At 36.7% G+C, this 26,401-nt stretch carries 24 protein-coding genes and 1 other RNA gene; 16 read left to right on the forward strand and 9 right to left on the reverse strand.

Annotated elements, in window-relative coordinates; translation table 11 throughout:
- Window positions 1–29: 29 nt before the first annotated feature.
- The 3 genes from DWB61_RS11275 to DWB61_RS11285 all read right to left on the reverse strand — a co-directional run bounded on the left by DWB61_RS11275 (window position 30) and on the right by DWB61_RS11285 (window position 1,034).
- On the reverse strand, window positions 30–233 hold the full coding sequence (locus DWB61_RS11275; RefSeq protein ID WP_125031011.1) for a hypothetical protein: 204 nt from the start codon (window positions 231–233) through the stop codon (window positions 30–32).
- Between the two features lie 102 nt (window positions 234–335).
- Complete coding sequence (locus DWB61_RS11280) at window positions 336–692, reverse strand: hypothetical protein (protein ID WP_125031012.1); 357 nt, start codon at window positions 690–692, stop codon at window positions 336–338.
- Window positions 693–761: 69 nt separating this feature from the next.
- Entirely contained in the window at window positions 762–1,034 is a 273-nt protein-coding gene (locus DWB61_RS11285; RefSeq protein ID WP_125031013.1) for a YtxH domain-containing protein, read from the reverse strand.
- A gap of 232 nt (window positions 1,035–1,266) precedes the next feature.
- On the opposite strand from DWB61_RS11285, the gene DWB61_RS11290 reads away from it, so the two are divergent.
- Window positions 1,267–1,860: a 2OG-Fe(II) oxygenase gene (locus DWB61_RS11290; protein WP_125031014.1), complete on the forward strand. Its 594-nt coding sequence runs from the start codon at window positions 1,267–1,269 to the stop codon at window positions 1,858–1,860.
- 80 nt (window positions 1,861–1,940) lie between these two features.
- Here DWB61_RS11290 and DWB61_RS11295 read toward each other — a convergent pair whose 3' ends face one another.
- Entirely contained in the window at window positions 1,941–2,429 is a 489-nt protein-coding gene (locus tag DWB61_RS11295; RefSeq protein ID WP_125031015.1) for a YkgJ family cysteine cluster protein, read from the reverse strand.
- Between the two features lie 495 nt (window positions 2,430–2,924).
- On the opposite strand from DWB61_RS11295, the gene DWB61_RS11300 reads away from it, so the two are divergent.
- From DWB61_RS11300 to DWB61_RS11320, 5 genes are all read left to right on the forward strand, one after another.
- Window positions 2,925–4,643, forward strand: coding sequence for a [Fe-Fe] hydrogenase large subunit C-terminal domain-containing protein (locus DWB61_RS11300; RefSeq protein WP_125031016.1), 1,719 nt, complete (start codon window positions 2,925–2,927; stop codon window positions 4,641–4,643).
- 252 nt (window positions 4,644–4,895) lie between these two features.
- On the forward strand, window positions 4,896–6,080 hold the full coding sequence (locus DWB61_RS11305) for a SpoIIE family protein phosphatase (RefSeq protein WP_125031017.1): 1,185 nt from the start codon (window positions 4,896–4,898) through the stop codon (window positions 6,078–6,080).
- Between the two features lie 154 nt (window positions 6,081–6,234).
- Window positions 6,235–6,486 carry a (2Fe-2S) ferredoxin domain-containing protein gene (locus DWB61_RS11310; protein ID WP_125031018.1) on the forward strand — a complete coding sequence of 84 codons (252 nt, stop codon included), beginning with the start codon at window positions 6,235–6,237 and terminating at the stop codon, window positions 6,484–6,486.
- Window positions 6,487–6,537: 51 nt separating this feature from the next.
- Window positions 6,538–8,376 carry a [Fe-Fe] hydrogenase large subunit C-terminal domain-containing protein gene (locus DWB61_RS11315; RefSeq protein ID WP_125031019.1) on the forward strand — a complete coding sequence of 613 codons (1,839 nt, stop codon included), beginning with the start codon at window positions 6,538–6,540 and terminating at the stop codon, window positions 8,374–8,376.
- Between the two features lie 95 nt (window positions 8,377–8,471).
- The gene (locus DWB61_RS11320) at window positions 8,472–9,656 is read left to right on the forward strand and encodes a SpoIIE family protein phosphatase (protein WP_125031020.1); all 1,185 of its coding nucleotides are present in this window, start codon (window positions 8,472–8,474) and stop codon (window positions 9,654–9,656) included.
- A gap of 88 nt (window positions 9,657–9,744) precedes the next feature.
- Here the strand turns inward: DWB61_RS11320 and DWB61_RS11325 are convergent, their stop codons facing one another.
- Window positions 9,745–10,968 (reverse strand): metallophosphoesterase, encoded by a 1,224-nt coding sequence (locus DWB61_RS11325; protein ID WP_158614398.1) that lies wholly within the window; start codon window positions 10,966–10,968, stop codon window positions 9,745–9,747.
- Between the two features lie 507 nt (window positions 10,969–11,475).
- On the opposite strand from DWB61_RS11325, the gene DWB61_RS11330 reads away from it, so the two are divergent.
- Window positions 11,476–13,326: a sensor histidine kinase gene (locus DWB61_RS11330; RefSeq protein WP_158614399.1), complete on the forward strand. Its 1,851-nt coding sequence runs from the start codon at window positions 11,476–11,478 to the stop codon at window positions 13,324–13,326.
- Window positions 13,327–13,375: 49 nt separating this feature from the next.
- Here DWB61_RS11330 and DWB61_RS11335 read toward each other — a convergent pair whose 3' ends face one another.
- Window positions 13,376–14,338 carry a CobW family GTP-binding protein gene (locus DWB61_RS11335; RefSeq protein ID WP_125031023.1) on the reverse strand — a complete coding sequence of 321 codons (963 nt, stop codon included), beginning with the start codon at window positions 14,336–14,338 and terminating at the stop codon, window positions 13,376–13,378.
- A 68-nt stretch (window positions 14,339–14,406) separates the two neighbouring features.
- Complete coding sequence (locus tag DWB61_RS11340) at window positions 14,407–14,922, reverse strand: nitroreductase family protein (protein WP_125031024.1); 516 nt, start codon at window positions 14,920–14,922, stop codon at window positions 14,407–14,409.
- A 93-nt stretch (window positions 14,923–15,015) separates the two neighbouring features.
- Here DWB61_RS11340 and DWB61_RS11345 point away from each other — a divergent pair, with 93 nt between their 5' ends.
- The 7 genes from DWB61_RS11345 to DWB61_RS11375 all read left to right on the forward strand — a co-directional run bounded on the left by DWB61_RS11345 (window position 15,016) and on the right by DWB61_RS11375 (window position 19,270).
- The gene (locus tag DWB61_RS11345; protein ID WP_125031025.1) at window positions 15,016–16,146 is read left to right on the forward strand and encodes an MFS transporter; all 1,131 of its coding nucleotides are present in this window, start codon (window positions 15,016–15,018) and stop codon (window positions 16,144–16,146) included.
- A gap of 30 nt (window positions 16,147–16,176) precedes the next feature.
- Window positions 16,177–17,022: a hypothetical protein gene (locus DWB61_RS11350; RefSeq protein WP_125031026.1), complete on the forward strand. Its 846-nt coding sequence runs from the start codon at window positions 16,177–16,179 to the stop codon at window positions 17,020–17,022.
- 90 nt (window positions 17,023–17,112) lie between these two features.
- Window positions 17,113–17,499 carry a YchJ family protein gene (locus DWB61_RS11355; RefSeq protein WP_125031027.1) on the forward strand — a complete coding sequence of 129 codons (387 nt, stop codon included), beginning with the start codon at window positions 17,113–17,115 and terminating at the stop codon, window positions 17,497–17,499.
- Window positions 17,500–17,636: 137 nt separating this feature from the next.
- Window positions 17,637–18,000: RNase P RNA component class A (rnpB, locus tag DWB61_RS11360), an RNA gene on the forward strand.
- Window positions 18,001–18,157: 157 nt separating this feature from the next.
- On the forward strand, window positions 18,158–18,568 hold the full coding sequence (locus DWB61_RS11365) for a DUF134 domain-containing protein (RefSeq protein ID WP_125031028.1): 411 nt from the start codon (window positions 18,158–18,160) through the stop codon (window positions 18,566–18,568).
- Complete coding sequence (locus tag DWB61_RS11370; protein ID WP_125031029.1) at window positions 18,565–18,888, forward strand: NifB/NifX family molybdenum-iron cluster-binding protein; 324 nt, start codon at window positions 18,565–18,567, stop codon at window positions 18,886–18,888. Before DWB61_RS11365 ends, DWB61_RS11370 begins: the two co-directional genes overlap by 4 nt.
- Window positions 18,889–18,904: 16 nt before the next feature.
- Window positions 18,905–19,270 carry a NifB/NifX family molybdenum-iron cluster-binding protein gene (locus tag DWB61_RS11375; RefSeq protein WP_125031030.1) on the forward strand — a complete coding sequence of 122 codons (366 nt, stop codon included), beginning with the start codon at window positions 18,905–18,907 and terminating at the stop codon, window positions 19,268–19,270.
- Between the two features lie 77 nt (window positions 19,271–19,347).
- Here the strand turns inward: DWB61_RS11375 and DWB61_RS11380 are convergent, their stop codons facing one another.
- Together DWB61_RS11380 and DWB61_RS11385 are read right to left on the reverse strand one after the other, a co-directional pair.
- A complete protein-coding gene (locus DWB61_RS11380) occupies window positions 19,348–21,393 on the reverse strand; it encodes a vWA domain-containing protein (RefSeq protein WP_125031031.1) in 2,046 nt (681 codons plus the stop codon).
- A 25-nt stretch (window positions 21,394–21,418) separates the two neighbouring features.
- Window positions 21,419–23,785 carry a TonB-dependent receptor gene (locus DWB61_RS11385; protein WP_158614400.1) on the reverse strand — a complete coding sequence of 789 codons (2,367 nt, stop codon included), beginning with the start codon at window positions 23,783–23,785 and terminating at the stop codon, window positions 21,419–21,421.
- A gap of 237 nt (window positions 23,786–24,022) precedes the next feature.
- Here DWB61_RS11385 and tnpA point away from each other — a divergent pair, with 237 nt between their 5' ends.
- Both tnpA and rocD read left to right on the forward strand, forming a co-directional pair.
- Window positions 24,023–24,478 carry an IS200/IS605 family transposase gene (gene tnpA / locus DWB61_RS11390; RefSeq protein WP_125031033.1) on the forward strand — a complete coding sequence of 152 codons (456 nt, stop codon included), beginning with the start codon at window positions 24,023–24,025 and terminating at the stop codon, window positions 24,476–24,478.
- Window positions 24,479–24,867: 389 nt separating this feature from the next.
- Window positions 24,868–26,097 carry an ornithine--oxo-acid transaminase gene (gene rocD / locus DWB61_RS11395; protein ID WP_125031034.1) on the forward strand — a complete coding sequence of 410 codons (1,230 nt, stop codon included), beginning with the start codon at window positions 24,868–24,870 and terminating at the stop codon, window positions 26,095–26,097.
- The last annotated feature ends 304 nt before the right edge of the window (window positions 26,098–26,401 follow it).

Genomic DNA, 26,401 nt, shown 5'->3' on the forward strand with positions numbered 1-26,401 from the left:
TACGAGCGCATTTAAATCGAAAGAGAAAATTAGGGCTTATTTTTTTTCTGTATCAATCCTTTCACAAAGCGATACACCACACTGCCGATATTATTTTGAATGAATTTCTCGGGGCTCCAATTGCGTTTAGCATTTCGTACAAAATAGCTCAATTTGTAAGCAGCCAATTCCCTTTCCAGGTACAGGCGGTACTTTTCTTTTTCAATATCTTTAAGTGATCGATATCTGTTCATCCGAAAATCTTTTTTTTTTACCACAAATACTTTGTGGTTGTGATCATAGCAAGTTTTCCCTCATTCAATTGTTGATAAGAACCCGATTGAGAATCAACGGCCTTAATTTTTAGGTCTTTTGCTGTATAATATCCGATAAAACAGTTTGATGAATGGACGTTCAATCAAAGGCTTTTTAAGCAGATAAATCAGGCATATAAGTATCAGGTATATGGTTCCTGTTCCCATATATCCAAGTATTTCGTTTCCCAATAAATCGCTTAGCCATACCGCCGTTCCAAAGCCAAAAAAGAGCAGAGCAAACATAGCCAGCATGAAAAATAGAGCGGTTAAACTAAGGGCTATCGTTATGCGAATCAGTTTTTCGAAACCAGAAAACTTGTAATATTCAAGATTGGAGTCGAAATACTCAGTCAGTAATTCTTTCAGTTGAGCGAATTGTTCCGGGATATTTTCCAATACGGTATTTTTTTATGAACTGATTGTTGAATTGTCTGTTTATTGGGCGAACAGTGCTGACCATTAGACTTAAGCCTTTTGCTCTTGTTCTTCCTCTTTCTCTTTTCTTTTGAAAGAGTCAATTTTCTTCTCTAGAGCGTCAATTAAATCATCGATTTTGTCACGCACTTTATCCATATTCTTATCGAATGCGACTTCGAATTCCTCAGCTTTTTCTTTTGCCTTTTTCTTCATTTTTTCTCGAGTCACTTCCCCTTTGTCGGGAGCATAAAGAACTCCTAGTCCAACACCTATAGCACAACCTGCTAATAAAGCTGCAATAATCCCACCTGAATTTGACATAGTTTTAAGTTTTAAATGAAACAATAAGAAGTATAGAATAAATTGATTCGTAATGCCTTACATAAAATTAGTGAATTATAAGAAAGGAGTCAATTTTTTTTTTTACAACTGATTAAAGTGTTCTTTTAGATTCAATTGATGTGCAGACCCGTTAGCGATTGTGCTGTTTCTATCAATTTAAAGACTACCTTACTTAACTACCGTTATTTTACGTGTAGTATAATTCAAGGAGATGCAAAAAGCATATGAGGAAATCGTCAATAGTTTTATCGACGATAAGCTTGGTTTAAGTCAAAGCTTTTTGAGCGATGCACTGGCAACACAGCTGAGAGAAAATTTGAGAGCTTTAAATTCCGGAGAACGACTTCAGGCAGCCAGTATAGGTAATCAAGCAAAACGAGTCACCGACCTATCCAACAGGGGAGATAAGATTTATTGGCTGGATAGGAGCCATAATGATAAACACGAGAATCTTTTCTTCGATTTAATGGACGAATTCGTAAGCTATTTAAATAGCAGTTGCTATACGGGAATTACGGGTTACGAGTTTCATTATGCTTTATACGAAAAGGGGACCTTTTATAAAAAGCATCTCGATCAGTTTCAGGATAATAAAAGCAGGGCATTTACCATGATCATGTATTTAAACCTGGACTGGAAGGAAGAAGACGGTGGGAACTTATGCATCTTTCACGAAAACCGCACACAAATTATTAATCCGGTTAATGGTTCCTGTGTTTTCTTTAAAAGTTCTGAATTGGAACATGAAGTCTTGCCTTGTAATCGGCAACGATTAAGTATTACAGGCTGGTTGAAAACAAATTAGTTACTTCCCTGATGATAAAACAATGGCTGCTAATTCGGGATTGGCAGCCATTGTTTTCTTTAGGATTTTGTGCTAAAGATTTATTTTTTGTCCTGTTTAGGGCTCTCTTTATACGACCAGTTTAACTCTATTTTTAAAAGCTCTAAAACATTAAAAACGTGAGGGCATATTTCATAGTTTTGAATCGTACTGTAAGTCTTCTTTATAAAATGATCTTCGCCCAGATATGGATACAATCGACATTCCTCAGGACGGTTTAGATAGTCAGTACATTTCTTGTCTTTATGATGCATGCAAGGTATACTCTTAAGATACATAAAGGCCTCAATGTTTTCGTCTGCAACAAATTTGCTAAGTTCCTTGCGCGAGGCTATGGGTCTAAGGTTTTGACAGCAATTTCCACAATCACGACAGTCAATTTCACTCATAACCTCTTGGTAAAGTCGATGAACAATTTGATCTATCTTTTCAGAATCCTGATCTTTAAGATAGCTATTGAAAGAGATGTTTTCAGCTTCTTTTTGTTTAGCGATTTGCTCTATTTTTTTTAGGTCTATTTCTAATTTCATCGTCGTTATCGTTTGAGCAAGGCTGCTGCACAGTCTGTGTTATAACATCAATATCGATGTTATTTTTCTAGATCAATGAAAAAAGGTGTTTTATCACCCCCAATATGGCGGGATAACAACACCTTTTCATATAAACCCAGGACTTAATCGTCTGATGAATTTATATCATTGAGGCGCAAATGTAGTCATTGTAATACGAAGAATGCTTAATACGATATTTTAATTTTATTTTAAATATATGTAAAAAGCGTGTGGGTTAATATGGCTATGTGTTTCTCCGACTTTTGAAACGTCTAACAAGAGATCTCTCATATTTAGATTTATTTGGGTTTTGGATAGATGCTTCGACTCGTTCGGGATGAGGGTTTTATGAGGCTTATTTAAACCCCATCTGAATAGATGGGATGTGTTTTAGAATATCTGAATATGGATGTAAAAAATAACATAAATACGGAGCTTTGATATGAAATTTATCACAAGTAAGATCTGTAGCAAATGGATATTTTTAAACCCGTATATACCGAACAAAACGATTGTCAGGATTGTTATAAATGCATACGTGAATGCCAGTTAAAAGCCATTAAGGTGATTAATAATGCAGCGCAAATTTTGCATGAGGATTGTATTTACTGTGGAATTTGCACGCAAGTTTGCCCCGTAAAAGCTAAGAAGGTTCGCAACGATTTAACCCGGGTTAAATCCCTATTGAAGCGAAACAATAAGGTGATCGTTTCGTTGGCTCCCTCATATATGTCTGAATTCCCAAACTTGAAAGATGAGCAGCTGGTAGCCGCCATCAAGGAATTGGGCTTCGCTCATGTTTCTGAAACAGCCCTGGGAGCCGAATTGGTATCACAAAAGGTGAATACTTTTCTGGAGGAAAAACAGTCGGGCATTTATATTTCATCAGCTTGTCCATCGGTGGTTGAAATGATTTGCAAGCATTTTCCTCAATACAAGGATCATATCACACCTTTTTTATCACCCCTTTTAACGCATTGTAAAATGTTGAAACAGGAGTATGGTGAGGATTACAAGATTGTATTTATAGGGCCGTGTATTGCGAAAAAAGCTGAAAGTGATGCTTTTGGCGATTTATTGGAAGCTTCTTTGTCCTTTAAGGATTTGGCCGAATGGTTCAATGAGGAAGGTCTGGAGCCAGACTTGTTTTATGAGTCGGATACAGAATCGGGTTTTGTGCCTCGTCGTGCCGGAAAAGGGAGTTTATATCCTATAGATGGCGGGATGATTGCGGGAATTAAAAATAATGCCAGCACGACTGATGCTGTTTTTATGACCTTTTCAGGTATCAGCAGTATCAACGATGTGTTAAAGGATTTGAATTATTATAGGAAACCTGGTTTGTTGTTTCTGGAACTTTTGGCCTGTGAGGGGGGATGTGTGAATGGCCCGGGAACAAAAAAAACTTACTCCCGAGCGCTTAAACGTTTAGAAATCATCAATAGAAGTGAGGAGGAAGTTGTTGGGTATCAGGCTGACTTTTCTATTCTTCGCAACTTCGACAATATTGATGTCGCACACAAACCAGAACATCCAGAGACTAAAATTAAGGAAGCTCTGAATATGATTGGGAAATACTCCGATAAGGATGAGATCAATTGTGGAGGCTGTGGTTATAATTCATGTCGGGAGTTTGCTAAGGCTTACCTGGAAGATAAATCGGAACCCAACATGTGTGTGTCATATATGCGAAAGATTGCTCACGATAAATCAACGGCTCTTCTAGGAAAAATACCTTCAGGTGTCTTAATTGTGAATGAAGATTTGAAGGTGGTTGAAGCCAATCAGAGTTTTGCCCGAATTATGGGAGAGGAGATGGAACAACTGTTTGATACTATTCCGGGCTTGAAAGATGCCGATTTGAAGAAAATAGCGCCTTTCTACAAATTATTTTCATCCGTATTATCAACCGGCGAAGATAATTTAGAACGAGATTTCCGTTTGGGTAATAAAATGTTGCATTTGAGCCTTTTTACGATTCAGAGGAATAAGATTGTTGGCGCTATCTTAAGAGATATGTCTCAACCTTTTATTCAGCAAGAAGAAGTCATCAATCGGGCCAAAGCGGTTAATCAAAAGAACCTTGAAACAGTGCAGAAAATTGCATATCTGCTGGGGGAAAATGCCTCAGAAACAGAGGATATGCTGAACTCTATTGTTGAGTTTTATACACTGGCTGAGGAAAAGAATTAGTTGATGAGATGATTTGTTGAAAAGTTAACGCACTTCGGGGTTCTTGATTTGATTTATCATACCCCGCATTTCATGCAGGCTTATTTAAACTTAATCCCCTCGGGATTTATATATCTTACTTAAACCACAAAGTGGTTTAATTTTAATTACCACGGGAGAAGCCCGTGGTGTCTACTGAATCTTACAGGAGAACCCCGAAGTGGGTTCAACCTATTGAAACAGAATTATAAAATTAATAGCTGAAATTAAACGATGCAATCCGATTATTATATAGAAGTTGAGTGCCTACAGAAGAATCCTGGGAAACAGGTGATTTGTGGGGATGTGTTTATGTCGGAGAAAATTAAGGAGGAGGGAAGAACGCTTCTGGTGCTTTCTGATGGATTAGGCAGTGGCGTTAAAGCCAATGTTCTGGCAACTTTAACCGCATCAATGGTTTTAAACTATATGCGGGTGAATAAGGATATCCGTAAAGCAGCTGAGGTAATCATGCAAACCCTACCCATTTGCAGCAAGCGTAAAGCCAGTTATTCAACTTTTACTATTGTTGATATTGAGTGTGATGGAGAAACTCGTATTATCCGTTACGATAGTCCGGAGTGTTTGGTCTTGCGTGGTCTGGAATTATTTCAGCCCAAATGCGAAGCCTTGAGCATTGAGGGAGCTAATAATTTAGGGAAGATCTTATATTCTTATCGTTTTAAAGCTGAGAAAGAAGATCGTATTGTATTTTGTTCCGATGGCGTGACCAATTCGGGTATGGGCACAAAGCGTTTCCCTTTTGGATGGGGAATTGAGAATTTGAATGAATTTATAAGAGGCATGATCAGACGTCAGCCTTATCTATCGGCTAAGCAATTGGGGCGAGCCGTGGTGGATAGAGCGGCTGCCAATTATGGCGATGTGCCTAAAGATGATACTTCTTGTGCTGTTGTTTATTTGCGTGAACCAAGAGATCTCTTACTTTGCACAGGACCTCCGTACAGCAAATCAAAAGATGCTCAACTTGCCCGTCAGGTAAGCGAATTTAAGGGGAAGAAGATAGCCTGTGGTGGCACTACAGCTTGTATCCTATCCAGAGAATTTGCTGAAGAGTTGAAAATAAGCATGACCATTACAGATCCGGAATTGCCTCCTATTTCATTTTTAAAAGGAGTCGATCTACTCACAGAAGGCATATTAACTTTGGGTAAAGTTCAACGCATCCTAAAGGACTACAATCAGAATACGGTTTTAAGACAGGGGCCTGCCGATCAGATTGTGAAGCTTCTTTTGGAGAGTGATAGAATTGAGATTATCAATGGGACTAAGATTAATGAGGCACATCAGGATCCTAATTTGCCAGTTGAGCTTGAAATCCGACGAACCGTTGTGAAGAACATCGCTGCGCTTTTGGAGGAAAAGTTTTTGAAAGATGTAGATCTTAGTTATATTTAAAAGGTTTAAAAAGTCAAAAGATTGAAAGGTTTAAGTAGATATACTTAAAGGATAGGTCATCTGAGCTGGAAGGTCGAATCGTTTACAATCGAAAAAACCGACAACTGATAACCGGTTGATCATAAACAATAAACAAAACAAATAAATAATAACCATGAGTGATAAAAAGGATGTGACCATCTGTTTGGGAAGTTCTTGCTTTTCAAGAGGCAATGGTAAAACCTTACAGGCTGTTAAAGAATTCTTTGATAAGAATAATTTAAATAATTCAGTTTTTTTTCATGGTGAACTTTGTACAGGAAACTGTTCCAAAGGACCAATTTTAAAGATAGAAAAGGACTTGTACCAGGAGGTTGATTCGGAAGGTGCGCTTGATATTCTTAAAAAGGTATTCGAAGACGCCTGAGAATATAATATGTGTCTAGCCTTTTAATCTTCACCCTAAATTCGCAGCCCCATGCAACTGATTACCACAAATAAGGATAAATGTAACCTGAGTTATACCTGTATACGAGTTTGTCCAGCCAAAGCCATTAAAATTAAAGATAATTACGCTCATATTATTGCCAACCGTTGCATTGGTTGTGGTAATTGTGTGACTATGTGTGCTCAGAATGCGATTGAATATCGTAACGAGGAAGATTACGTGATGGAACTTCTTAAGCGCGACGAAAGAGTGGTGGCTATCTGTGATCCGAGTATTTCTGGAGAGTTCGACGATATCAATGATTATCGAAACTTTGTTGGTATGATTCGTGAATTGGGTTTCGATTATGTGGTAGAGGCAGCATTTGGAGCTGATTTAGTGGCTTACAAGTATAAAGAGCTTTTTAATAATTTTCACGGCAAATATTATCTGTCAACCAAATGCCCAGCTTTGGTGAACCATGTTGAGCGATATTATCCTGATTTGGTGGATAATCTGGCACCTATTGTTAATCCGATTATCGCCATGGCGAAGGTTGTGCGCGAAAAGTACGGAAAAGATGTGAAGATCGTTTCGCTCTCACCTTGTGTTGCCAGTAAGGATGATGTGAAGTTTTTCAATAAGAGCGATGGAGAAATTCAGGCTGTTCTTAGTTTTGTTGAGTTGAGAAAGCTCTTTAAAGAAAAAGGGGTGACGGAAACCCGGGTAGAATTTTCGGAATTCGATCCGCCATTTGCCCGAATAGGGGGCTTATTCCCCGTAAGTCATGGCTTGTTTCAGGCTGCTGAGATTGATAACAGCATGTTGCGTGGTAATATTATTAGCACCGAAGGTCGCAATAATTTTTTGCGTTCTCTTGAAGAATTTCAACGAAACAGTGACCTGAACCAGCATCTCGATCTTTTTTATTGTGACGGTTGTATTATGGGACATGGTACCTCTAAAGGTGGCCGAAAGTTCTCTCGTCGTTCTCAGGTTGTGCGATATGTTCGCAAACGCCTGAAGACCTTTGATGAGCTGCAATGGCAAAAGGAAATCGATGCCTATCAGCATATCGATTTAACCCGAAAATTCTCAATCAAAGATAATCGTTTGCCTATCCCTACAGAGAAAGAAGTGCAGGAAGTGCTTGATAAGATGGGTAAGGGGAAAATTGAAGATCAGCTTGGTTGTGGTTCATGTGGTTACGAAACCTGTAGAAAATTTGCTGAGGCTACCGTTCAGGGGATTGCAAAGTTTGAGCAATGCTCTTCGGTAACGATCAAGAATATGAATGCCTATATCAAGAAATTGGGCGAGACCAATGAGAAGTTAATTCAGACAGAAGTCGCTCTTAAGGAATCGGAAGCTCAAGCCAAAGAGGAACATCGAATGGCAGTTGAAGCCAGTGAAACAACTTCGGCTATGCTTCAGAAACTCCCAACTGGCGTAGTCATTGTTGATGAGGATCTCAAAATAATTGAATCGAATAATAGCTTTGTTAATCTATTAGGCGAAGAAACAAAGCTGTTGAATGAGATTATTCCAGGTTTGGTTGATGCCGATTTAACTAAGGTGATTCCTTTTTACCGTTTGTTTTCAACCGTATTAATGAATGGTGAAGATATACTGAAAAAGGATGTGCATTTTGGGAGTCGATTGTTTAATGTCTCAGTTTTTACAATTAAAAAGAATAAGGTTGTTGGGGGGATCATTCGGGATTTGTATGCGCCAGAGGTTAGAACCGAAGAGGTGATTGGTCGTGCTCGCGATGTGATTAAGGAGAATCTGCAAACGGTGCAGCAAATTGCCTTCTTATTGGGCGAATCGGCTTCCAAGACCGAAAAAATTCTGACCTCGATCATTAAATCCCATTCGAAGGAAGAGTAAGCAGTTCTGATTTTGTTTGGTGATTATAATTAGTGATTTAAAGCTTGAGCAGCCAGAGGCTTTGCATGCTTTATTGGATAAGTTAAAACATTACCATGGAAGAAAAATTTCATTTAGATATTGATTGCCCACAGCTGTTTCATCATGGCGAATTGATTTGTGGAGACGTGTTTTTGTCTCGACGTATTAAGGAAGAGAATCGAACGATTGTTATTTTGAGCGATGGAATGGGCAGTGGTGTTAAGGCTAATGTTTTGGCTACACTTACGGCATCCATGGCCATAAATTTCACCATTGAGCATAAGAATTTTAAAACCATTGCCGATATCATCATGAACACGCTGCCTGTATGTAGTGTGCGCAAGGTAAGCTATTCAACTTTTACTATTGTCGATATTGAATACGATGGGACTACTCGTATTATGGAGTTCGATAATCCAGACTGTGTGATTATGCGAGGCGCTTCTTTCTTCGACCCGGGGTGGGAGAATATAGAGCTGGATAGTGAAGAGAATAAAGGAAAAATCCTGAGAGCCTGTCAGTTTAATGCGCGTAAAGAGGATCGCATCCTATTTTGGTCTGATGGTATTATGCAATCGGGTATGGGAAGTCCAGCCTATCCCTTTGGTTGGGGGCTCGATAATGTGGTTGAATTTGTCAAGCAAAACATCAAAGCCTCGCCTTATATTTCTTCGAATGCACTAGGTAAAAAAATTGTGAAACGTGCTTCCAGAAACGATCAGGATGAACCTAAGGATGATACCAGTGCGGGTGTTGTTTATTTTAGAGAGCCTAGAAAATTATTGCTTTGCACAGGACCTCCATTCGAAATGGATAAGGACTCTGAGTTAGCTATGAGAATCTATCATTTTAAAGGGAAGAAAATCATTTGTGGAGGATCTACAGCTGAAATCGTTTCTCGTGAATTGGGACTGAAATTTGCTCCAGGTATGACAATGACTGATCCTGAATTACCACCGGTTGCTTATATGGAAGGCATTAATTTGGTTACGGAAGGGATTCTAACCATTGGTAAAGTTGCGCGTATTCTTGAAGACTACGATAATAATTATCAATTGGGTGAAGGTCCTGCCGATCAGATTGTACATTATTTGTTGCAAAGCGATCAGATCTCAATAATCAACGGAACACGTATCAATTTAGCACATCAGGATCCAAATTTGCCTGTTGAGTTAGAAATACGCCGTACAGTTGTGAAGCGAGTTGTTCGTCTACTCGAAGAAAAATTTCTGAAGGATGTGAATTTGAGTTTTTTGTAAGGTCTTTAAAGTCTTAAAAGCCAAAAGGTATAAAGGTCAACCGTTTTTAAGTTATTTCCTTTTGAACTTTAATCTTTATCCTTATGCACTAGTTGAGTTCGATTAAGGTGATTTCTGGTGGCATACCAATTCTGCCTGGAAAACCAATATAACCAAAACCACGATTCACATATAAAAACTGCTTCCCTTTATTGTACAAGCCTCCCCAACGTGGATATTTATATTGGACCGGGCTCCATTTGATACCTGCACGTTCAATTCCAAACTGCATACCATGTGTATGACCAGCAAAAGTAAGGTCTATATCTGTGCCTAAAACTTTTTCATCCCAATGTGATGGATCATGACTCATAAGCAATTTAAAGCTTAAATCTTCATTGTCTTTCATCGCTGCATCCAAATCTCCGTGCTGAGGGAAAGGCGGTTTTCCCCAATTCTCAACACCGATAAGTGCAATTTCATCATCTTCAATTTTAAGACGTTCTGTTTCATTCAATAACAGCTTAAAACCCGCTTCCTGATGAAAATCTTTAATTCCTTTTAAGTTTTTAGCTTTTGCTTCAGCTGATGGCCAGTGTGAATAATCGCCATAATCATGATTGCCCAATATGGAATATTTTCCCATCGAAGCATTCATTTTGCTAAGCACTGGAGCCCAGCCTTCGGTTTCTTCAGCAAAATTATTGACTAAGTCGCCTGTAAACAGGATGATATCTGGCTTTTGTTCATTGATCAGCTCAACGGCCTTATCGATCTTTTCGAAGTTTTTATTAAAGCTGCCTAAATGCATATCCGATATTTGGACGATTCTAAGTCCTTGAAAAGCTTTAGGTAAATTTGGGAAGCTTAAGCTTTCCTGCATAATTCGAAACTTGAACTTCCCTTTTGTAACCCCATAAAGAATTGAGGCAAAGGGGATGGCAGCAAGCATTAAGCCCATTTGATATAAAAATTCGGAACGCTCCATTTTTTTTTTTGATTTTGATTCAAACTTATTTTCCTTCTTCACACTTGCAAGAGCTCCTATGAGCCAACTTACAATCTTCTGCACATCTTTAAGCAATACGAAAAGAATCAGAACAAACTTGGGTATATAAAATAGGGCAAAAGCACCTATCAGATAACTAAAATACACGTAGGCATCAGCTCTTTGTACATGTTCAATTCTAAAGAAAAATAGAACAAATGCAGCAAACATGAATACCGATATCAACCAGTAGAATAGCTTTAAAGCCTTTCTTATATATAGGTTTTGGATTTTATTGATGAGCGGTTTTAGGCCTCGGTAGGTGTATAGATCCACTATAAACATGAAGATTAAAAGTGGAATGATTAAAAAGGCACTAGCTCTCATAGTTGAATGTCAATTATAATTACAGGTGCAAAGATAGTTTTTTTTATTACTTATTGCCTGGTTGTCATTGCTTTCTGTTTTTTTTGGAAGGCTTGTTAGTTTGTTTCACAGTCGCTTTTATCGTTCCCTAACCTTCATTAGTAATTAAATATTCAGGTTTTGATGGGGTAAATTTTCAATATAAATACAGCTTAAGTTTATTTTATAAAATTTCAGATATGTTAAATTTAGTATATATGAGTATTTATTGGGTAGAGTGGTTAATGATTGGTATTCGCCTGTTAATGGATTAAAAATATATTTTCATCAAATATTTGGAGAATGGGAGTCTTATGATTAAATTGGACATCTGTTAGCAAAAACCTATGATTAATCCCCAATATAAAGATGACTTGTAAAACCCTAATTATAAAAAAATATAAGGATTCGTATTTTTTTTATTGTTGTATTCTATTATTGATATTATTGTTTCCATTTCAGGCTAATAGTCAGAAGTTAAAGGAAATAAATCGTAAACGAATTTGTCTGATTCACTCATACAATTGTAATTTTCCAACTTACACTCATGTCTCCAAGGCCATTAACGAATTTATAGATTCAACAGATTATCAGATTGATGTGGAATTTATGAATAGCAAAGAGTTTGTTGATGATGTTTATATTGAGCGCTTTCATGATTTTCTGAGCTATAAATTATCTAAAAGAAAGGCTTATGACTTGTTTCTGGTGGCTGATGATTATGCGCTTGAGTATGTACTGAAATATGAGGAGTCATTATTTAAGAATAAGCCCATTGTATTTTGGGGCGTTAACAATATTGATTTGGCTATCGAGCAGAATTCTAATCCATATTGTACCGGTGTTGTTGAAGATGTATCGGTAAAGGAGACTCTAAATTTAGCTAAAACTCTAAACCCTAAGCTTGAAGAAATATTTGTAATAAGTGATAATACCATAACGGGTAAAAATGATTTGAAGCGAATGTTGAAGCTTAAAGATTTGACCACCCTTGTGAATATTCATACTTTAAACTTGTCAGAACTTAGCTTTTCTGAATTCGAAAATAATTTACAGCAACTTAAAGGAGAAAAAGCCCTTCTCTTATTATCTCTTTACAGAGATAAAGATTTTAAGTATAAACCATTTTATGATGGTTTGAACTTAATAAAGAAGAATTCTGATTTGGCCATATATCATTTATGGAAACATGGGGTAGGTGAAGGTATTGTAGGAGGGAATTTAATTCATCACTATAGACAGACTCAGGAGGCCCTTAAAATGGCAGATCAAATTTTAAAGGGAGCAGACATTAAGGATATGCCTGTTTTAGAGGAAAGTCCAAATCAGTGTTATTTGGATTATAATGAATTAAAGAGGTTGAATCTAATGCCTGCAATTTTTCCCAATGACTGGACAATAATTAATAGGCCAAGCTCTTCAATCCATCTAAGTAAGAGATCCTTGTATTTGTTTTTATCTATAAGTATGTGCGTTTGTGGACTTTTGTTTTTTTTCATCTATTATGCCAAGAAACAGAATTGTCTGAAAAAGGAATTAATTAAGGCTCAGAGAAATGCTAATAGAGTTGATGAGTTGAAAAATGCTTTCTTGAGTAATATATCACATGAGATTCGTACGCCCTTGAATGGTATACTTGGATTTTCTGAGTTTCTGTCTTTACCAGATGTGAATGATGATGATCGGATTAAATATTTTGAAATAATCACGGAGAATTCTCATCAGCTATTGAATGTGGTTAACGAGATTGTTGAAATTGCTAAAGTGCAATCGGGACATTCAGAGATTAAAATGGAGATGGTTGATATTTATAGTTTGTTGTCTGAAATAGTCCCTGAATACAGGCTTAAGTCAGAGCAAAAGAATCTGAAACTGATGTTGATGAATAGCAAGGTCGTGAAGTCGGTTTATGCCGATCGGCAGTACCTTTCAAAGATCATAAGAAAGCTTTTGGATAATGCGATTAAATTCACGCACGATGGGTGTATAGAGATTGGTTATTATAAGAGAATGGACTTTATTGAGTTTTATGTGAAGGATACGGGTATTGGAATTTCCAATGATTTGGTACATATTATTTTTGAGAATTTCAGACAAGTCCAAGAGTCTGATATTCGACAATATGGTGGTCTTGGCTTAGGGCTATCCATTACAAAGGCATTTGTGAAATCGATGGGAGGTAAGATATGGGTAGAATCGAAAGAGAATAAAGGTTCTTGCTTCTATTTTACACTTCCTTATAAAGAGCAAGATTTAGCTTCATTAATAAGTGCCGAAGTTTATTTTAGTGGTAATTAGCGTAAGGTGAAAATCCCCAATACAGGTTTAATTGTATTGGGGATTTTATTTAATCGCAAAGTTCTATTAGGTTTTTCTCAATAACTTCGGTGTTTAAATGTTTACCAATAAACACCAGTTTACTTTCTCTACTCTCACTATCTTCCCAAGTTCCTCCTACAGTAGCTTGAATTTGTGTGTGCACAGACTGTAAAAGAATTTTGTTCTCAACACCCGTAATATTAAGAATACCTTTCACACGATAAATCGTATCTGAGTTGAATTGTAAAAAGGCATCGAGCCAGCTAGCTAATTTCATTTGATTAAAAGCGAGTTTACTTTTAAAGCAATAGTTTTCTATGCTGTGATCGTGCTTTTTACTATTGCTTCCGATTCCATCTACAGAGAAAAGAAACTGATAAATGTGCTTCGGATTGTAGGCGTAAACATCGAGTAATTTAACATTAAGTTTTGATTGGACAGCTTGATGAATATCTGCTGTAGGATTGATTTCCTTGATTTTTGAACATAGCTTTTTTATTGCCTCTTCATTTGATAGGTCTACTTTGTTTAGAATAAGAGTATCTGATACGGCGATTTGCTTATTCAGAACATCTTCATTTTTAAGATCATGATCAGCATTCGCGGCATCAATCAGGCAAATAACCGAATCGAGCTCGAATTTAGCTTTAATACCAGGATCCGAAATAAAGGAAGCTAAAATATTACCCGGATCAGCAATGCCAGTTGTTTCGATTAATAAATGATTGAAAGAATGATTGCTTATGATTAAATTTTCAAGAACCATGAATAGTTCTGTGTTTAAATTACAGCATATGCAACCGTTGCTCAATTCAAACAAATCTTCGTTTCCAATATTGGCGACAAATTCTGAATCTATATTCTCTTCACCAAATTCATTTTCGATGATAACAAATTTCTTTTCCTTATGATTTTGAATCAGCTGATTTAGGAGACTGGTCTTTCCTGCCCCCAAAAAACCAGTAATGACTGTTACGGGTATCTTACTCATATATTGTTACTAAATCGTCGTGTAATATTGAAATGAAGAGTCATAAGTCTTCAATCAAAAATCCTTATTTAAAATTTTTCCCAATGAACAATTTCCTCTAAACTGTTTCTCTTTTTTACAGGTCGTTTCTCATGATCGGGATATCCAAGAGATAGAATTGCAACAGGTTCAATATGATCAGGAAGATCAAAGAAATCACGACATTTTTGAACATGGAAATTGCAAATCCAACAAGTTCCTAAGCCAAGCTCAGTTGCTTGAAGAGTCATGTGGTCAGTTGTAATGGCAGCATCAATATCAGCATGATCCTTCTCATCTTCGGCTCGTTTCCATGACTTACTGTGATCTGAGCAAATTACAATATAAACAGGTGCCTGATTAAACCAGTCACGATGGTATATTTGTGAGAACTTAGCATGATTTTTTTTCTCACGAATCACGATAAAATGCCAGGGCTGAAAATTAACTGCCGATGGAGCGTATTGACCAGCTTCAAGTATTTGCAATAACTTTTCATCTTCAACGTTTTTATCCAAATAGGCTCGAACTGAGTAGCGGTCTTTAATGGTATTTAATAGGCTCATAATTGTAATTTTGATTCTGTGTAAAAATACAAATTTTTCAGGTGCATTAAAGTTTCTATTTATAACTTTGCAGCCTTAATTAATAATTGGTTTATGCTAAAGGAACTCAAACAAAATAAAATGTATGCCTATCTTATGCTCTTGGTCGTAGCGGCTACTGCAGGACATCAGGCGTGGCGTACGCTTTTTAATAATTTGGCTGTTGATGAAGTTGGAATTAATGGTTTTCAATTGGGTGTTATCCAGTCTGTAAGAGAGATTCCAGGCTTTTTAGCTTTATTAGTTATTTATGTCCTTTTTTTTGTACGTGAACATCGCTTGTCTGCAATTTCTGTTTTGCTGGTAGGTGTAGGTGTTGCTTTAACCGGCTTTTTTCCTTCCTTTTATGGTTTGATTTTTACGACTTTAATTATGTCGGTCGGGTTTCATTATTTCGAGACGACAAATAAGTCTTTAACCTTGCAATATTTTAATTACGAACAAGCACCCTATGTTTTTGCGAAACAAAAGAGTTGGGCTGCAGTTGCTAACGTTGCAATGGGGGCTTTTATCTTGCTGCTTGCTGATTATTTTTCACTTCAAATGAACTTTATTGTTGCTGGTGTTTTGATTGTCTTATTGGCCATTTGGGCTCTATTTTGGAAACCTGAAGATAAAAATATCCCTACACAAAATAAAGGTATGGTTTTGCGTAAGCGTTACTGGTTATTTTATGTCTTGAATTTTTTAAGCGGCGCGCGTCGACAAATTTTTGTTGTGTTTGCCGTTTTCATGTTGGTGCAGAAATACCACTTTAGCATTCAAAATGTGGCTTTGCTTTTCATCATCAATAATATTATCACTTACTTCATTTCTCCCTATATCGCTAAGGGAATAAACCGTTATGGTGAGAGAAAAATGCTAAGTTTAGAATACATTTTTTTGATATTCGTATTCCTTGGATATGCCTTTATCGAAAATGGTTTGGTGGTTGCGATCTTATACATTATCGACCATATATTCTTTGGTTTCTCTATGGGAATCAATACCTATTTTCATAAAACAGGAGATAAGAAAGATATTGCCCCTTCAATGGCAGTTGGTTTTACCATTAATCATATCTCAGCGGTGGTGATTCCAGTTTGTGGCGGTTTATTGTGGATGTGGCATTGGCAAATACCATTTATAGCAGGAGCTATACTTTGCGTGGTCTCACTTGTATTTGTTCAGAAAATTAAGATATAACTATATTAAGAATTGAAAAATCATATTCATATGACAACAGAAAATATATACAAAAACCTTGTAGAGCACTATAATAAAGGTATCACTGAAAAAGATCCAAAGATCATCAGAGAATTTTTAAATGAGCATACACATATGGCTTTAAAGGATGAGCCACGATTCTTTTTAGAAATACTGCAGCATCGTGCAGCAGCATTTGCTTTATTTGGTGAGCTGAATGAAGCAGGAAAAGAATACGCTAAAGGTTATTCTTCATGTTCAACCTCTGGTAAGTGGGTTTATGGTTTAAATTGGGCTTTGCAATATACGGCTGAGTTTTCTATCAACAGAGGAAAAGCTAAATTAACGGAAGTTCTTTCAGAAGCTTTACCCGTTTTGGAGCAAGCAGAGAAAGATTTGGTTTTTGATCAATATCGCGAGTTCTACCAATTGACTTTGTCGAATGTGAAGGCTTTTGTTTTGATGAGTGTAGGTGAGAAAGAAAAAGCGCTTGCGGAATATAAGGATGTTAACTTTACGCCTGTACCAATTCCTGCATATAACGATAAAGAATCTTTACAGCTCTTGTTTGCTCATTACACAAAGGGACTTGCTGTTGCTATCGAATATAAGGATGTTGAATTATTGAATAACTTATTAAAGGTTATTTCTCTTGATGATGAACTTCTGCAAAATGAAAAGAACCTTTTCAAATTATTCTATGAAACATTGGTAAGCACTTTTGATATGCGAGCTGAATTTATCACAGAGTTCAATGCTATGTTTAAGATTAAGGATAAGATTAAAACAGTTGCTCCGAGTTTTGCGAGATTTCTTACTCTAATTGGAGAACAAGACTTCGACAAGCTGGATGTTTTCTTTAAGGATTTTAAATAAATTTTATTCTATAGGCTTGCTGAGCGAAGCGCTGTATTGAGCTCGTCGAAATATCGAAGTATAACTTTTTCCTTTAACCTTATTACAAGTATGAAGAATTGTTTTTGTGGAAAGATTCTGTCTTACGAAGATTGTTGTGGAGCATTTCATTCAGGCAGGCAAGTTGCTCAAACTGCTGAAGAGCTAATGCGAAGTCGTTATTCAGCCTTTGCTTTAGCAGATGTGGATTATATTCTTAGAACCTATGCACCTGAAACTCGTCCGAACAATGAACGTGCCGAAATAAAACAGTGGGCTGCTTCTGTTATGTGGCTTGGTTTACAAGTGCTTTCAACTCATAAAGGAAAGTTCGGCGATACACAAGGGCGTGTAAAGTTTAAAGCGCTATATAGCGAAGCCGGTAAGATTCACGAAATGATTGAAGATTCTTTTTTTCGATTTGAAAAAGGGCAGTGGTTTTATGTTGATGGTAAATAAGAAGTTGAAGTGGCATCAGACAAAGTTTAAAGGAGTAAAATTGATTTCTGTTTCTTGTGTTGACTGGAAACATTGACTTTTTTATAAGAAAGGTGATTACATAATATCACATACTCATAAAAAAAATTACCTTTGCAGCGGCAAACCGTTCTATCGCTGTTTCGCAAGAAAGAGAGGAAAGTCCGGGCAAGGCAGAGTACCATGCTTCTTAACTGGAAGATAGGCGTAAGCTTATAGTAGTGGAACAGAAAATAACCGCCTTATTTCTTCGGAATTAGGGTAAGGGTGAAAAGGTGAGGTAAGAGCTCACCAGTACTTATGGTGACATAGGTAGCTGTGTGCCTCATGGCTTGCAAGACCAAGTATACCGACAGCTGTAGATTTTACTCGGTCGATGTCGGGGGGTAGGTTGCTCGAGACATATGGTGACATATGTCCTAGATAAATGATAGAAGTTCCTTTCGAGGAAAACAGGACCCGGCTTATAGGTTTGCCACCTTTTTAATTGATTTTGATTCTTATTTAGAATCAAAATATGATATGACCTTAGTAGGTGACTAGAAAACGATCTTTATATTTGAGATCGTTTTTTTTTTGTAAAAAAGAATAGTTTAGAACATATGTTCATTATATTTGTATCGCAATAGAAATTGTATTTATGGCACGACCAAGAAATAATTCAAAAATTCAGATTCCACCTCGAGTGAAAGGTTTTAACCCTCAGGGTTATTATGCAAAGCCTTCGAAGGCAATCAATTTGAATATCGAAGAGTTTGAAGTCATTCGCTTACTGGATTATGAGAATTTGTCTCAGATGGAAGCTTCGAAAATTATGGAGATTTCACGTCCAAGTTTGACTCGAATTTATGATCGTGCGCGTAAAAAAATAGCTCAGGCACTTATTGAGGCACATCCTATTCGTATTGGAGGCGGTAAAATCGTTTACGACGAGCATTGGTATCAATGCAATAAATGTAAATCGCATTTTTCTAATCCTGATGGAAATGAAGTGATGACTTGTGCTTTATGTTTAAGTACTGATATTTTAAAAGTGGAGGAAGAAAAATGATAGCAGCAATTCCCGTAATGAGCGATAAAAAGGAGGCAAAGCTTTCTTTGAAATTTGCAAGAAGTCCTTTTTTCGCCTTGATAAACCGTGAGGATCATACCTTTTATTTTATCGAGAACCCTTTTTCTGAAGATGAAAAAGGAGTTGGACCTAAGATTCTAACTCTGCTGTGTAAAGATAATGCCGTAGATTCTTTGGTCGCTTTTGAGCTAGGATTGAAATTGCAACAGCATGCCAAAGCAAAAGGTCTGCAGTTTATTATTCTAAACGAAAACAACAACAAGCTCGTTGATATTCTTAAGTTAATGGGGCTTGAATAATAAAAAAAAGATACAAATGAAGATAGCTATTCCAACTAAAGACAATCAGGTCGATTCGCATTTTGGACATTGCGAATATTTTTCGATTGCAGAACTGACTGCTGATAATAAAATCAGTAGTATCGAATTAATGGCATCACCACAGGGATGTGGATGTAAATCAAATATAGCCAATCAGCTTGCTGAAATGGGTGTTAAGGTAATGCTTGCAGGAAATATGGGGCAGGGAGCTGTCAATAAAATCTCACAAGCTGGGATTCAAGTGTACCGTGGTTGTTCAGGAGATGTACGCCAACTCGTTGAAGCCTATTTGCAAGAGCAAGTTAAGGATTCAGGGACCACTTGTGCAGGTCATGGAGAAGATCATGTTTGCCAACATTAAAATATTGACTAAGTAGCCGAGAAAAGAGGAATCAATGTGATCTGCATTTTTCCTCTTTTTTATATCTCCTTATTTTGTTAGAAAAACCTTAGTTTTTGCACGAGTAATTCCAATAATAGGAATGTGAAAGCCAAAACCAGAAACAACTTCCAAAAGGATTTCCCCTCCTTTTGCTCCAGTATCATGCTTTTCATGTTTATACTTTCTAAATCGAATAAGTTATAGTTAAGCTGATATTTTGCTAGTAAATCATTGATTTCTCCCAAGGAGTAGAAATTCAAATTAGATTCCTGACGAGCGTAATTGAAGGAAATGCCTGATAGAATTTGTCCGGATTGCCTGATGAAATAATTCCCAGCTTCCTTAATTTGTCCATGAGCATTTAGTATTAGCCCCTTATCGAAATGTGTCGTTTGCTCGGGAATTAAATCAATGCCCAACGTCTTATTTTCGATATGATATACCGCTTTTTCACGATTCTGTTTTAAACCATTTACTATAGCGTATTCATTTGAGTTTAACTGGTAATAGAGTGGTGAATGGCTTTTATTATTCATCGCAATATTAATTAAACTTGGCACAAATAACGGGTGTTTAATGGCATTGGTCCATTTGGGATCGAACTTAAAACTAGAAATATAGAGCTTGCCTTGGCCTATTTTAGTTTGAGAAAAAAGGCTTTCTCCTGATTTGCTTTTCCAAAGTGGAATACAGATTTGTCCTTGGGGTTCGCTCAATTTAAAATGGCGATAGATTTGAGGTAAACGCGCATCTTCCTTTAGTTTCTCAAACACCTGTTTATAAATCTCAGCATTGAGTTCTATATGAGCAACAGTTTTCGTAAGGCTATCAACTTGCATAAACCGGGCTGAACCTAATTCGCTCAAAAGTTCGTTGTTTGAATCATTATTATCGTCTTCAGGTAGAACTAATACCTGACCACCTTGGTTTAAATAGTGTGAGATTTTTTGTCTAAAACCACTTTGCATTCCCGAAAGCTGGTTCAAAATAATAAGCTTGGTTTTACTTAGATCTTCCTGGTGAAATTGTGATTTGTTAATGTTTGTAAGTGTAAAATATTGCTCATCAGAGAACAATTGACTGATGTAACGATTCTCGTTTTCCTCGTTAATGCTTATGATTTCAGCACGTTTCTCAATCTTATAAGAAAAGTAAAGTTTATTATCGTAGGTAATTGGATAATCACTTATTTCAATTTTTCCTGAGTAAATACCTGATTTATGATTTTTGTATCTCAAGTTTAGCTCTTTACTTTCTCTAGCTTCAATGTCGAAATTTGAAATAGATTTTAAACTATCGTTGATATACAGTTTGATTGGGATTTTGCGGAAGCCCTTATTAGATGAATTGTAAATTCGAATTTTAAGTTCTTCGTTTTGATTCACTTTATGGGCTGAATTTTCAAACCAACAAGAATCGATATATAGGTTGTTTCTACTTTGCGTAGATAAGGGCATTAAGCTAATGTTTAGGTTGCTATCTAGAAGCATTTTATCGAAATCAGCCTGATATTTCTGGAAATCTGAAAAGAGGTAAATTTTATTGTTCGAAGACGATCCTGCAATGGACGATTCTTTCAAAACTTGAGAAAAAGCTTTACTTGCTGATGTTGGTTGTATCTCTTGTAGTTGTGTTATAGCGCGCTCTTTATTAAGAAAGGGCAACTTATTTTTACTGTCATTATCAATAATTCTAATTTGAATATCTTCCGAAAAAGAATTAACAAGCTCTATAGCCTTTGCTTTAGCAATTTCAAGTGCAATTCCTTTTTCAGTTTCAGCATTCATACTAAAAGAATTATCTACATATATTTGAGCGGTATTCTTTTGGCTTTTATCTGTAAGGACTGTGTTTTTATTGGGAATAAATGGCTGAGCAAAAGTAATCATTATACAGGCAAATGCTAATAAACGAGTTAGGAGTAATAGCCAGTTTTTTATCTTCGATCGGTTCTTGTTTTCTGCGGTAATATTCTTCAGAAATTTCAGGTTACTAAAATAGATCGGCTTGAAACGCTTAAAATTGAATAGATGAATAATGATGGGAATAATCAAACCGATCAGTCCCCATAGTATATTTGGATTTTGGAAATGTAAAGGCATATAAACGCTTAAATATTAGATTCGTTTAGAATTTTGCACTCAACTTCAGGTTCAATTTACGAGCCGTCAGGTAGTTGGGTATAGCATATTGGTTTCCACGAATATCGCTGATCCAAAGGTAGGAAACCGTATTGTTAATATCGAATAAATTAAATATTTCGAGACCAATCCACATCGATTTGAAATGCTTAAGTAAACCTTTATTGTTTGCATTATTGCTGTCAAGAAGTTCCTTAGAGAATCCCAGATCGGCTCTTTTGTAATGCGGCATATTAAAGTTTGGCCCTTGCTTGCCTTGTTTAGGAGCCCAAACAGGTAAGCCTCCTGCATATATTAGTGTCAGGTGCATTTTGTATGTCGGATTACCCGGCATATAATCTTGAAAGAACATGGAGAAATTAAAACGTTGATCGCTTGGACGGGCAATAAAACCCATATTGTCACCCAAAATATCTTCACGTGTTTTCATCAACGAGAGGCTAATCCATGATTCTGTATCAGGCACATATTCCCAGTTCAAACGAAATTCTAGTCCTGCAGCATAGCCTTTAGCTTTCTGATCGCCATAATATCGCAAGCGCACATTCTCAATATCGTAGGGGATGAGCGATTTTAAATCTTTATAATAGAATTCTGAAGATAAACGGAAATCACGTTCTCTAATCTTGAATAAATACTCGTGGGCAAGTGTATAATGCCAGGCCTCTTGAATATTAAGCTTGGAACTAATACTTCCATCGATTCTCAAACTCTCTCTATAGGATGGCATTTGTTGATAATTACCGATTGCTAATCGAAATTTCATTTTCTTTTCCCAATTGGGTATAAAGTTCAACGAAAAGCGTGGTGAGAGAAAGTAATTTTTGCTGTAGGTCCAGTGATGGTAGCGAAGACCTGCTGTTATTTGAAAATCGCCAGCACGACTGTTAAACTTGTAATTCCCTTGCGAGTATCCACTAAGGTGAGTTCCCTTAATGCGATTTACAGCCTGACGGGAGTAGGCCAGACCTGTTTCTGAATCAGAAAATGGAACTGAGTAGCCCGCAGAATCTTGATATTGCCATTCGTTTATTCTATCATCAACCTTTTCGTGTAGGGCTTTCACACCCCACTGTAGATGTAAATTGCCAAACTGATGATCTGCTTTTAGCTTGATGCTTTTCACATTTCGTTCCAGCTTATTATTGGCATGATCGAGATAGGTTCCGATACCCAGGTTTTCCAGTATTTCACCCTGATCACCTCCTTGGCTCATAAATAAATCCTGAAGGTAATATTGTGCTTGAATATCGAATCGTTCTTTTTCGGTGGTGGCGTATCGGTTAGTGATTAGTTGAAACAAGCTTTTACTATTAGGGCAATACTTTAGAGTAATAGCTTCCATATTGCTAATGTATTCGTCCTTTTCCTGACCATCAAAGTACATTTTTAACTGAAGTGCATCACTAATTGTCCCAAAATTGGTTTCTCTATCCTTAGGCTTAAACCCATATTTGTTTTGGCTAATATTTGCCCATAGGTGAAGACTCCATTTGGGGTTAAATGTATAGTTTACTAAGGTCTGAAAGTCTTTATACTTGGGGTTGTAATCACCTTCGGTATCTAAAGAGGCCAATAGGTAGCGAGTGGTTTTATATCGAAATCCTGCAAGATAGGACAGTTTCCCATTTTTACTGGCATTGGCAATATGAGCACTTGTCCCCAGTAGGCTCACATCGGCTGATGCTTCAAACTGAGAGGGCATTTTGTACTTAATATCCAATACCGATGAGAGCTTATCACCATATTTGGCATCGAAACCACCAGCTGAAAAGAGAACCGAAGAAACTAAATCCGGATTAATAACGCTTAGGCCCTCTTGCTGACTAGAACGAATAAGACTTGGACGATAAACTTCAATGTCATTAATATAAATCAGATTTTCATCAAAATTGCCACCTCTAACATTATATTGGGAGCTAAGTTCGTTGTTGGAACTCACACCAGGTAGAGTCTTTAATAGATTCTCTATGCTTTCTCCACCAGCTGAAGCTATTTTATCAATTTCCTTGGTCTGCAAATAGATTCCCTTATTCTGCAACTTAATTTGAGCTTTAATATCAACCTCATTCAGCCCCTGGCGTTTCTCTTTTAGAGTCAGATTGTAAACCTCTGTTTGTCCTGATTTTAGAATGAATGATTTCTCAAAAGTCTGATAGGCAATATGGGAGAATTGCAATGTTAGTTTTTTATTGGGCTCATAATGAATCAGGTACTTGCCTTCTTTGTTTGAAACGGTAGCTTGTGAATTCGCTTTGTTAATAATATGTACACCATAAATGGCCTGACCATGTTCATTTTTAATTGTCCCCTTTATGCTAGCCCTATTTTGAGCTTTTAGCGTTGGACACATGCCTATGAGGATTAGTGTAATATAGAGAGAAACGATTTTGTGCATTCTAAAAATCCTAGATGTTAGTATAGAAGAGGCTAAGATACAACAGATCCTTAGAATTATGATTAGGGATTTCAATTTTATTGGTCAAGAGCTTTTGTATATTCATTTACAATTGATTAAATTGTGTAAGAGCTTGATTTTAAATGTATAATTAGGCTTTCTTCTATTTTAATATTTATCAAAACTAAGCTCATGGGACAGTCTATATCACAACTCTATGTGCATTTAACATTTAGTACCAAGGATAGTAAGCCTTATATTCAGGAAATATGGGAATTAAAGCTGTATGCCTGCCTTGCTGAAGTTTTACGGAAATACAATTGTCCTATTCTAACGATTAATTCAGTGTCTGATCATGTGCATATTCTATTTAGTTTATCTAAAGATCATTCTTTGGCCTCTGTTGTAAATGAGCTCAAAAAGAAATCTGTAAAATGGATCAGATCCATTGGTAAAATTAATAGGGATTTTGATTGGCAGGATGGGTATGGGGCATTTTCGGTGAGTCATTTCCAGATTGATGTTGTCACAAGATTCATTCAAAATCAGAAAAATCATCACGATAACAAGACCTATAAGGAAGAAGTTGACGAAATAATGGAACAGTTTGGGGTAATAGAGTACGATGCATCCTATTTCTGGAATTAATCGGAAATTATTCTGAAAGGCTTATTGTCACAAATAAAATAGAGCGTTTAGCTCTATTTTTTTTTAATATTTGATTTTCACCTTTTGGAAAAAAATAGAACCCTGTTTAAAGAAAAAATAATTAACAGTAAATTTTCTTACTATTTTTTTATTAAAAAAGGGAATGAACTGTGGATAATGGATGAAGCATAATGTTTCTGTAAATTTACTGTTAAACTTTTGAAGTCTTGTTGTAAATAAAGGCTTTGCAGAGTATTTTAAAAGATGCTGATTAACATGAAGAAATTATGAAGAAGTATTTGTTATCTAAAAAAAAATGACAAAATTGTGCTCACCAAAATTAAAAATAATTAAACCTAAAATTAGCAAACCTTATAAATGTTTATTTTATGACCACTACAACAAAAATGACCGCAGCAGCCTACATGGAAAAAGAGTCTCAATTTGGAGCTCACAATTATCACCCACTTCCAGTAGTGCTTGAAAGAGGAGAAGGCGTATATGTATGGGATACTGATGGAAAGCAATATTTCGATTTTCTTTCAGCTTATTCGGCAGTAAATCAAGGACACTGTCATCCAAAAATCATTAAGGCAATGGTTGATCAGGCTCAGAAATTGACTCTGACTTCACGTGCATTCTATAGTAACAATTTAGGAAAATATGAGGAATACGTAACTAAGTATTTCGGATACGATAAAGTATTACCAATGAACACAGGCGCCGAGGCTGACGAAACAGCTCTTAAGCTTGTTCGTCGTTGGGGTTACGATGTAAAAGGTATTCCAGACAACGAGGCTAAGATCATTGTTTGTGATGGTAACTTCCATGGACGTACTATTACAATCATCTCTATGTCTACTGATCCAGATTCATATAAAGGATTCGGACCATTCACACCAGGTTTTGTTGTGATTCCTTACAATGATGTTGAGGCATTGGCAAAAGAGTTGAAAGATCCAAACGTATGTGCATTCCTGGTTGAGCCTATTCAAGGTGAGGCTGGTGTTTATGTGCCAGAGGACGGTTTCTTGAAGAAAGCTTTCGATTTGTGTAAAGCAAATAACGTTTTATTTGTTGCTGATGAGGTACAAACCGGTATCGCTCGTACAGGTAAGTTATTAGCTGTTGATCACGAAGGTGTTCGTCCAGACGTATTGATTCTTGGAAAAGCAATTTCGGGTGGTGTTGTTCCAGTATCTGCAGTATTAGCTGATGATGATATTATGCTTTGTATTAAGCCAGGTGAACACGGTTCTACTTTTGGTGGTAATCCAATTGCTTGTGAGGTTGCAATGGCAGCTCTTGAAGTTGTGAAAGAAGAAAAATTGGCTGAGAATGCTGAGGCTATGGGGCAAATTTTCCGCAAAGAATTATCAACTGTGAAATCAGACATGATTGAGCTTGTGCGTGGAAAAGGTCTTCTTAATGCCATTGTTATTAAGCCTAAAGGTGGTAAAACTGCTTGGGATGTGTGTATGCGTCTTCGCGATAACGGTATGTTAGCTAAGCCAACTCACGGACATATCATTCGTTTTGCTCCTCCATTGACAATTAACGAAACTCAACTTCGCGAAGCGATTGAGATTATCAAGAAAACAATGGCAGAATTCGAATAGACAACGAATTTTTAATTATATGGTAAGGGACAGCTCGAAAGAGCTGTCCCTTTTTTTGGTATGTCGGGCATGGTGATATACTAGCAGGATGTAAGTTCCTGTGTACGCCGAGTTGATAGGAAGTACTAGCGATTGGCAAGGGTGTTGTAGGTGACTACAAATCTGAAGGAAGCCATTAGCAAAGTCGATGTTCTAACGAACAGAAATCTGATATAAGGCTCAAATGGGAAGGGTAACCGAGCCATAGATTGGGAACGCCCAAAATTCAACCGTAATCCCATAGGGTAAATCAGATAGGACACGA

The organism is Ancylomarina euxina (assembly GCF_003863355.1).
Lineage (GTDB): Bacteria > Bacteroidota > Bacteroidia > Bacteroidales > Marinifilaceae > Ancylomarina > Ancylomarina euxinus.

Coding starts and splice junctions, on each gene's coding strand:
- DWB61_RS11275 (WP_125031011.1), bottom strand. CDS start 233: ATGAACAGATATCGATCACTTAAAGATATTGAAAAAGAAAAGTACCGC.
- DWB61_RS11285 (WP_125031013.1), bottom strand. CDS start 1,034: ATGTCAAATTCAGGTGGGATTATTGCAGCTTTATTAGCAGGTTGTGCT.
- DWB61_RS11290 (WP_125031014.1), top strand. CDS start 1,267: ATGCAAAAAGCATATGAGGAAATCGTCAATAGTTTTATCGACGATAAG.
- DWB61_RS11295 (WP_125031015.1), bottom strand. CDS start 2,429: ATGAAATTAGAAATAGACCTAAAAAAAATAGAGCAAATCGCTAAACAA.
- DWB61_RS11300 (WP_125031016.1), top strand. CDS start 2,925: ATGGATATTTTTAAACCCGTATATACCGAACAAAACGATTGTCAGGAT.
- DWB61_RS11305 (WP_125031017.1), top strand. CDS start 4,896: ATGCAATCCGATTATTATATAGAAGTTGAGTGCCTACAGAAGAATCCT.
- DWB61_RS11310 (WP_125031018.1), top strand. CDS start 6,235: ATGAGTGATAAAAAGGATGTGACCATCTGTTTGGGAAGTTCTTGCTTT.
- DWB61_RS11315 (WP_125031019.1), top strand. CDS start 6,538: ATGCAACTGATTACCACAAATAAGGATAAATGTAACCTGAGTTATACC.
- DWB61_RS11320 (WP_125031020.1), top strand. CDS start 8,472: ATGGAAGAAAAATTTCATTTAGATATTGATTGCCCACAGCTGTTTCAT.
- DWB61_RS11325 (WP_158614398.1), bottom strand. CDS start 10,968: ATGTTTATAGTGGATCTATACACCTACCGAGGCCTAAAACCGCTCATC.
- DWB61_RS11335 (WP_125031023.1), bottom strand. CDS start 14,338: ATGAGTAAGATACCCGTAACAGTCATTACTGGTTTTTTGGGGGCAGGA.
- DWB61_RS11340 (WP_125031024.1), bottom strand. CDS start 14,922: ATGAGCCTATTAAATACCATTAAAGACCGCTACTCAGTTCGAGCCTAT.
- DWB61_RS11345 (WP_125031025.1), top strand. CDS start 15,016: ATGCTAAAGGAACTCAAACAAAATAAAATGTATGCCTATCTTATGCTC.
- DWB61_RS11350 (WP_125031026.1), top strand. CDS start 16,177: ATGACAACAGAAAATATATACAAAAACCTTGTAGAGCACTATAATAAA.
- DWB61_RS11355 (WP_125031027.1), top strand. CDS start 17,113: ATGAAGAATTGTTTTTGTGGAAAGATTCTGTCTTACGAAGATTGTTGT.
- DWB61_RS11365 (WP_125031028.1), top strand. CDS start 18,158: ATGGCACGACCAAGAAATAATTCAAAAATTCAGATTCCACCTCGAGTG.
- DWB61_RS11370 (WP_125031029.1), top strand. CDS start 18,565: ATGATAGCAGCAATTCCCGTAATGAGCGATAAAAAGGAGGCAAAGCTT.
- DWB61_RS11375 (WP_125031030.1), top strand. CDS start 18,905: ATGAAGATAGCTATTCCAACTAAAGACAATCAGGTCGATTCGCATTTT.
- DWB61_RS11380 (WP_125031031.1), bottom strand. CDS start 21,393: ATGCCTTTACATTTCCAAAATCCAAATATACTATGGGGACTGATCGGT.
- DWB61_RS11385 (WP_158614400.1), bottom strand. CDS start 23,785: ATGTGTCCAACGCTAAAAGCTCAAAATAGGGCTAGCATAAAGGGGACA.
- tnpA (WP_125031033.1), top strand. CDS start 24,023: ATGGGACAGTCTATATCACAACTCTATGTGCATTTAACATTTAGTACC.
- rocD (WP_125031034.1), top strand. CDS start 24,868: ATGACCACTACAACAAAAATGACCGCAGCAGCCTACATGGAAAAAGAG.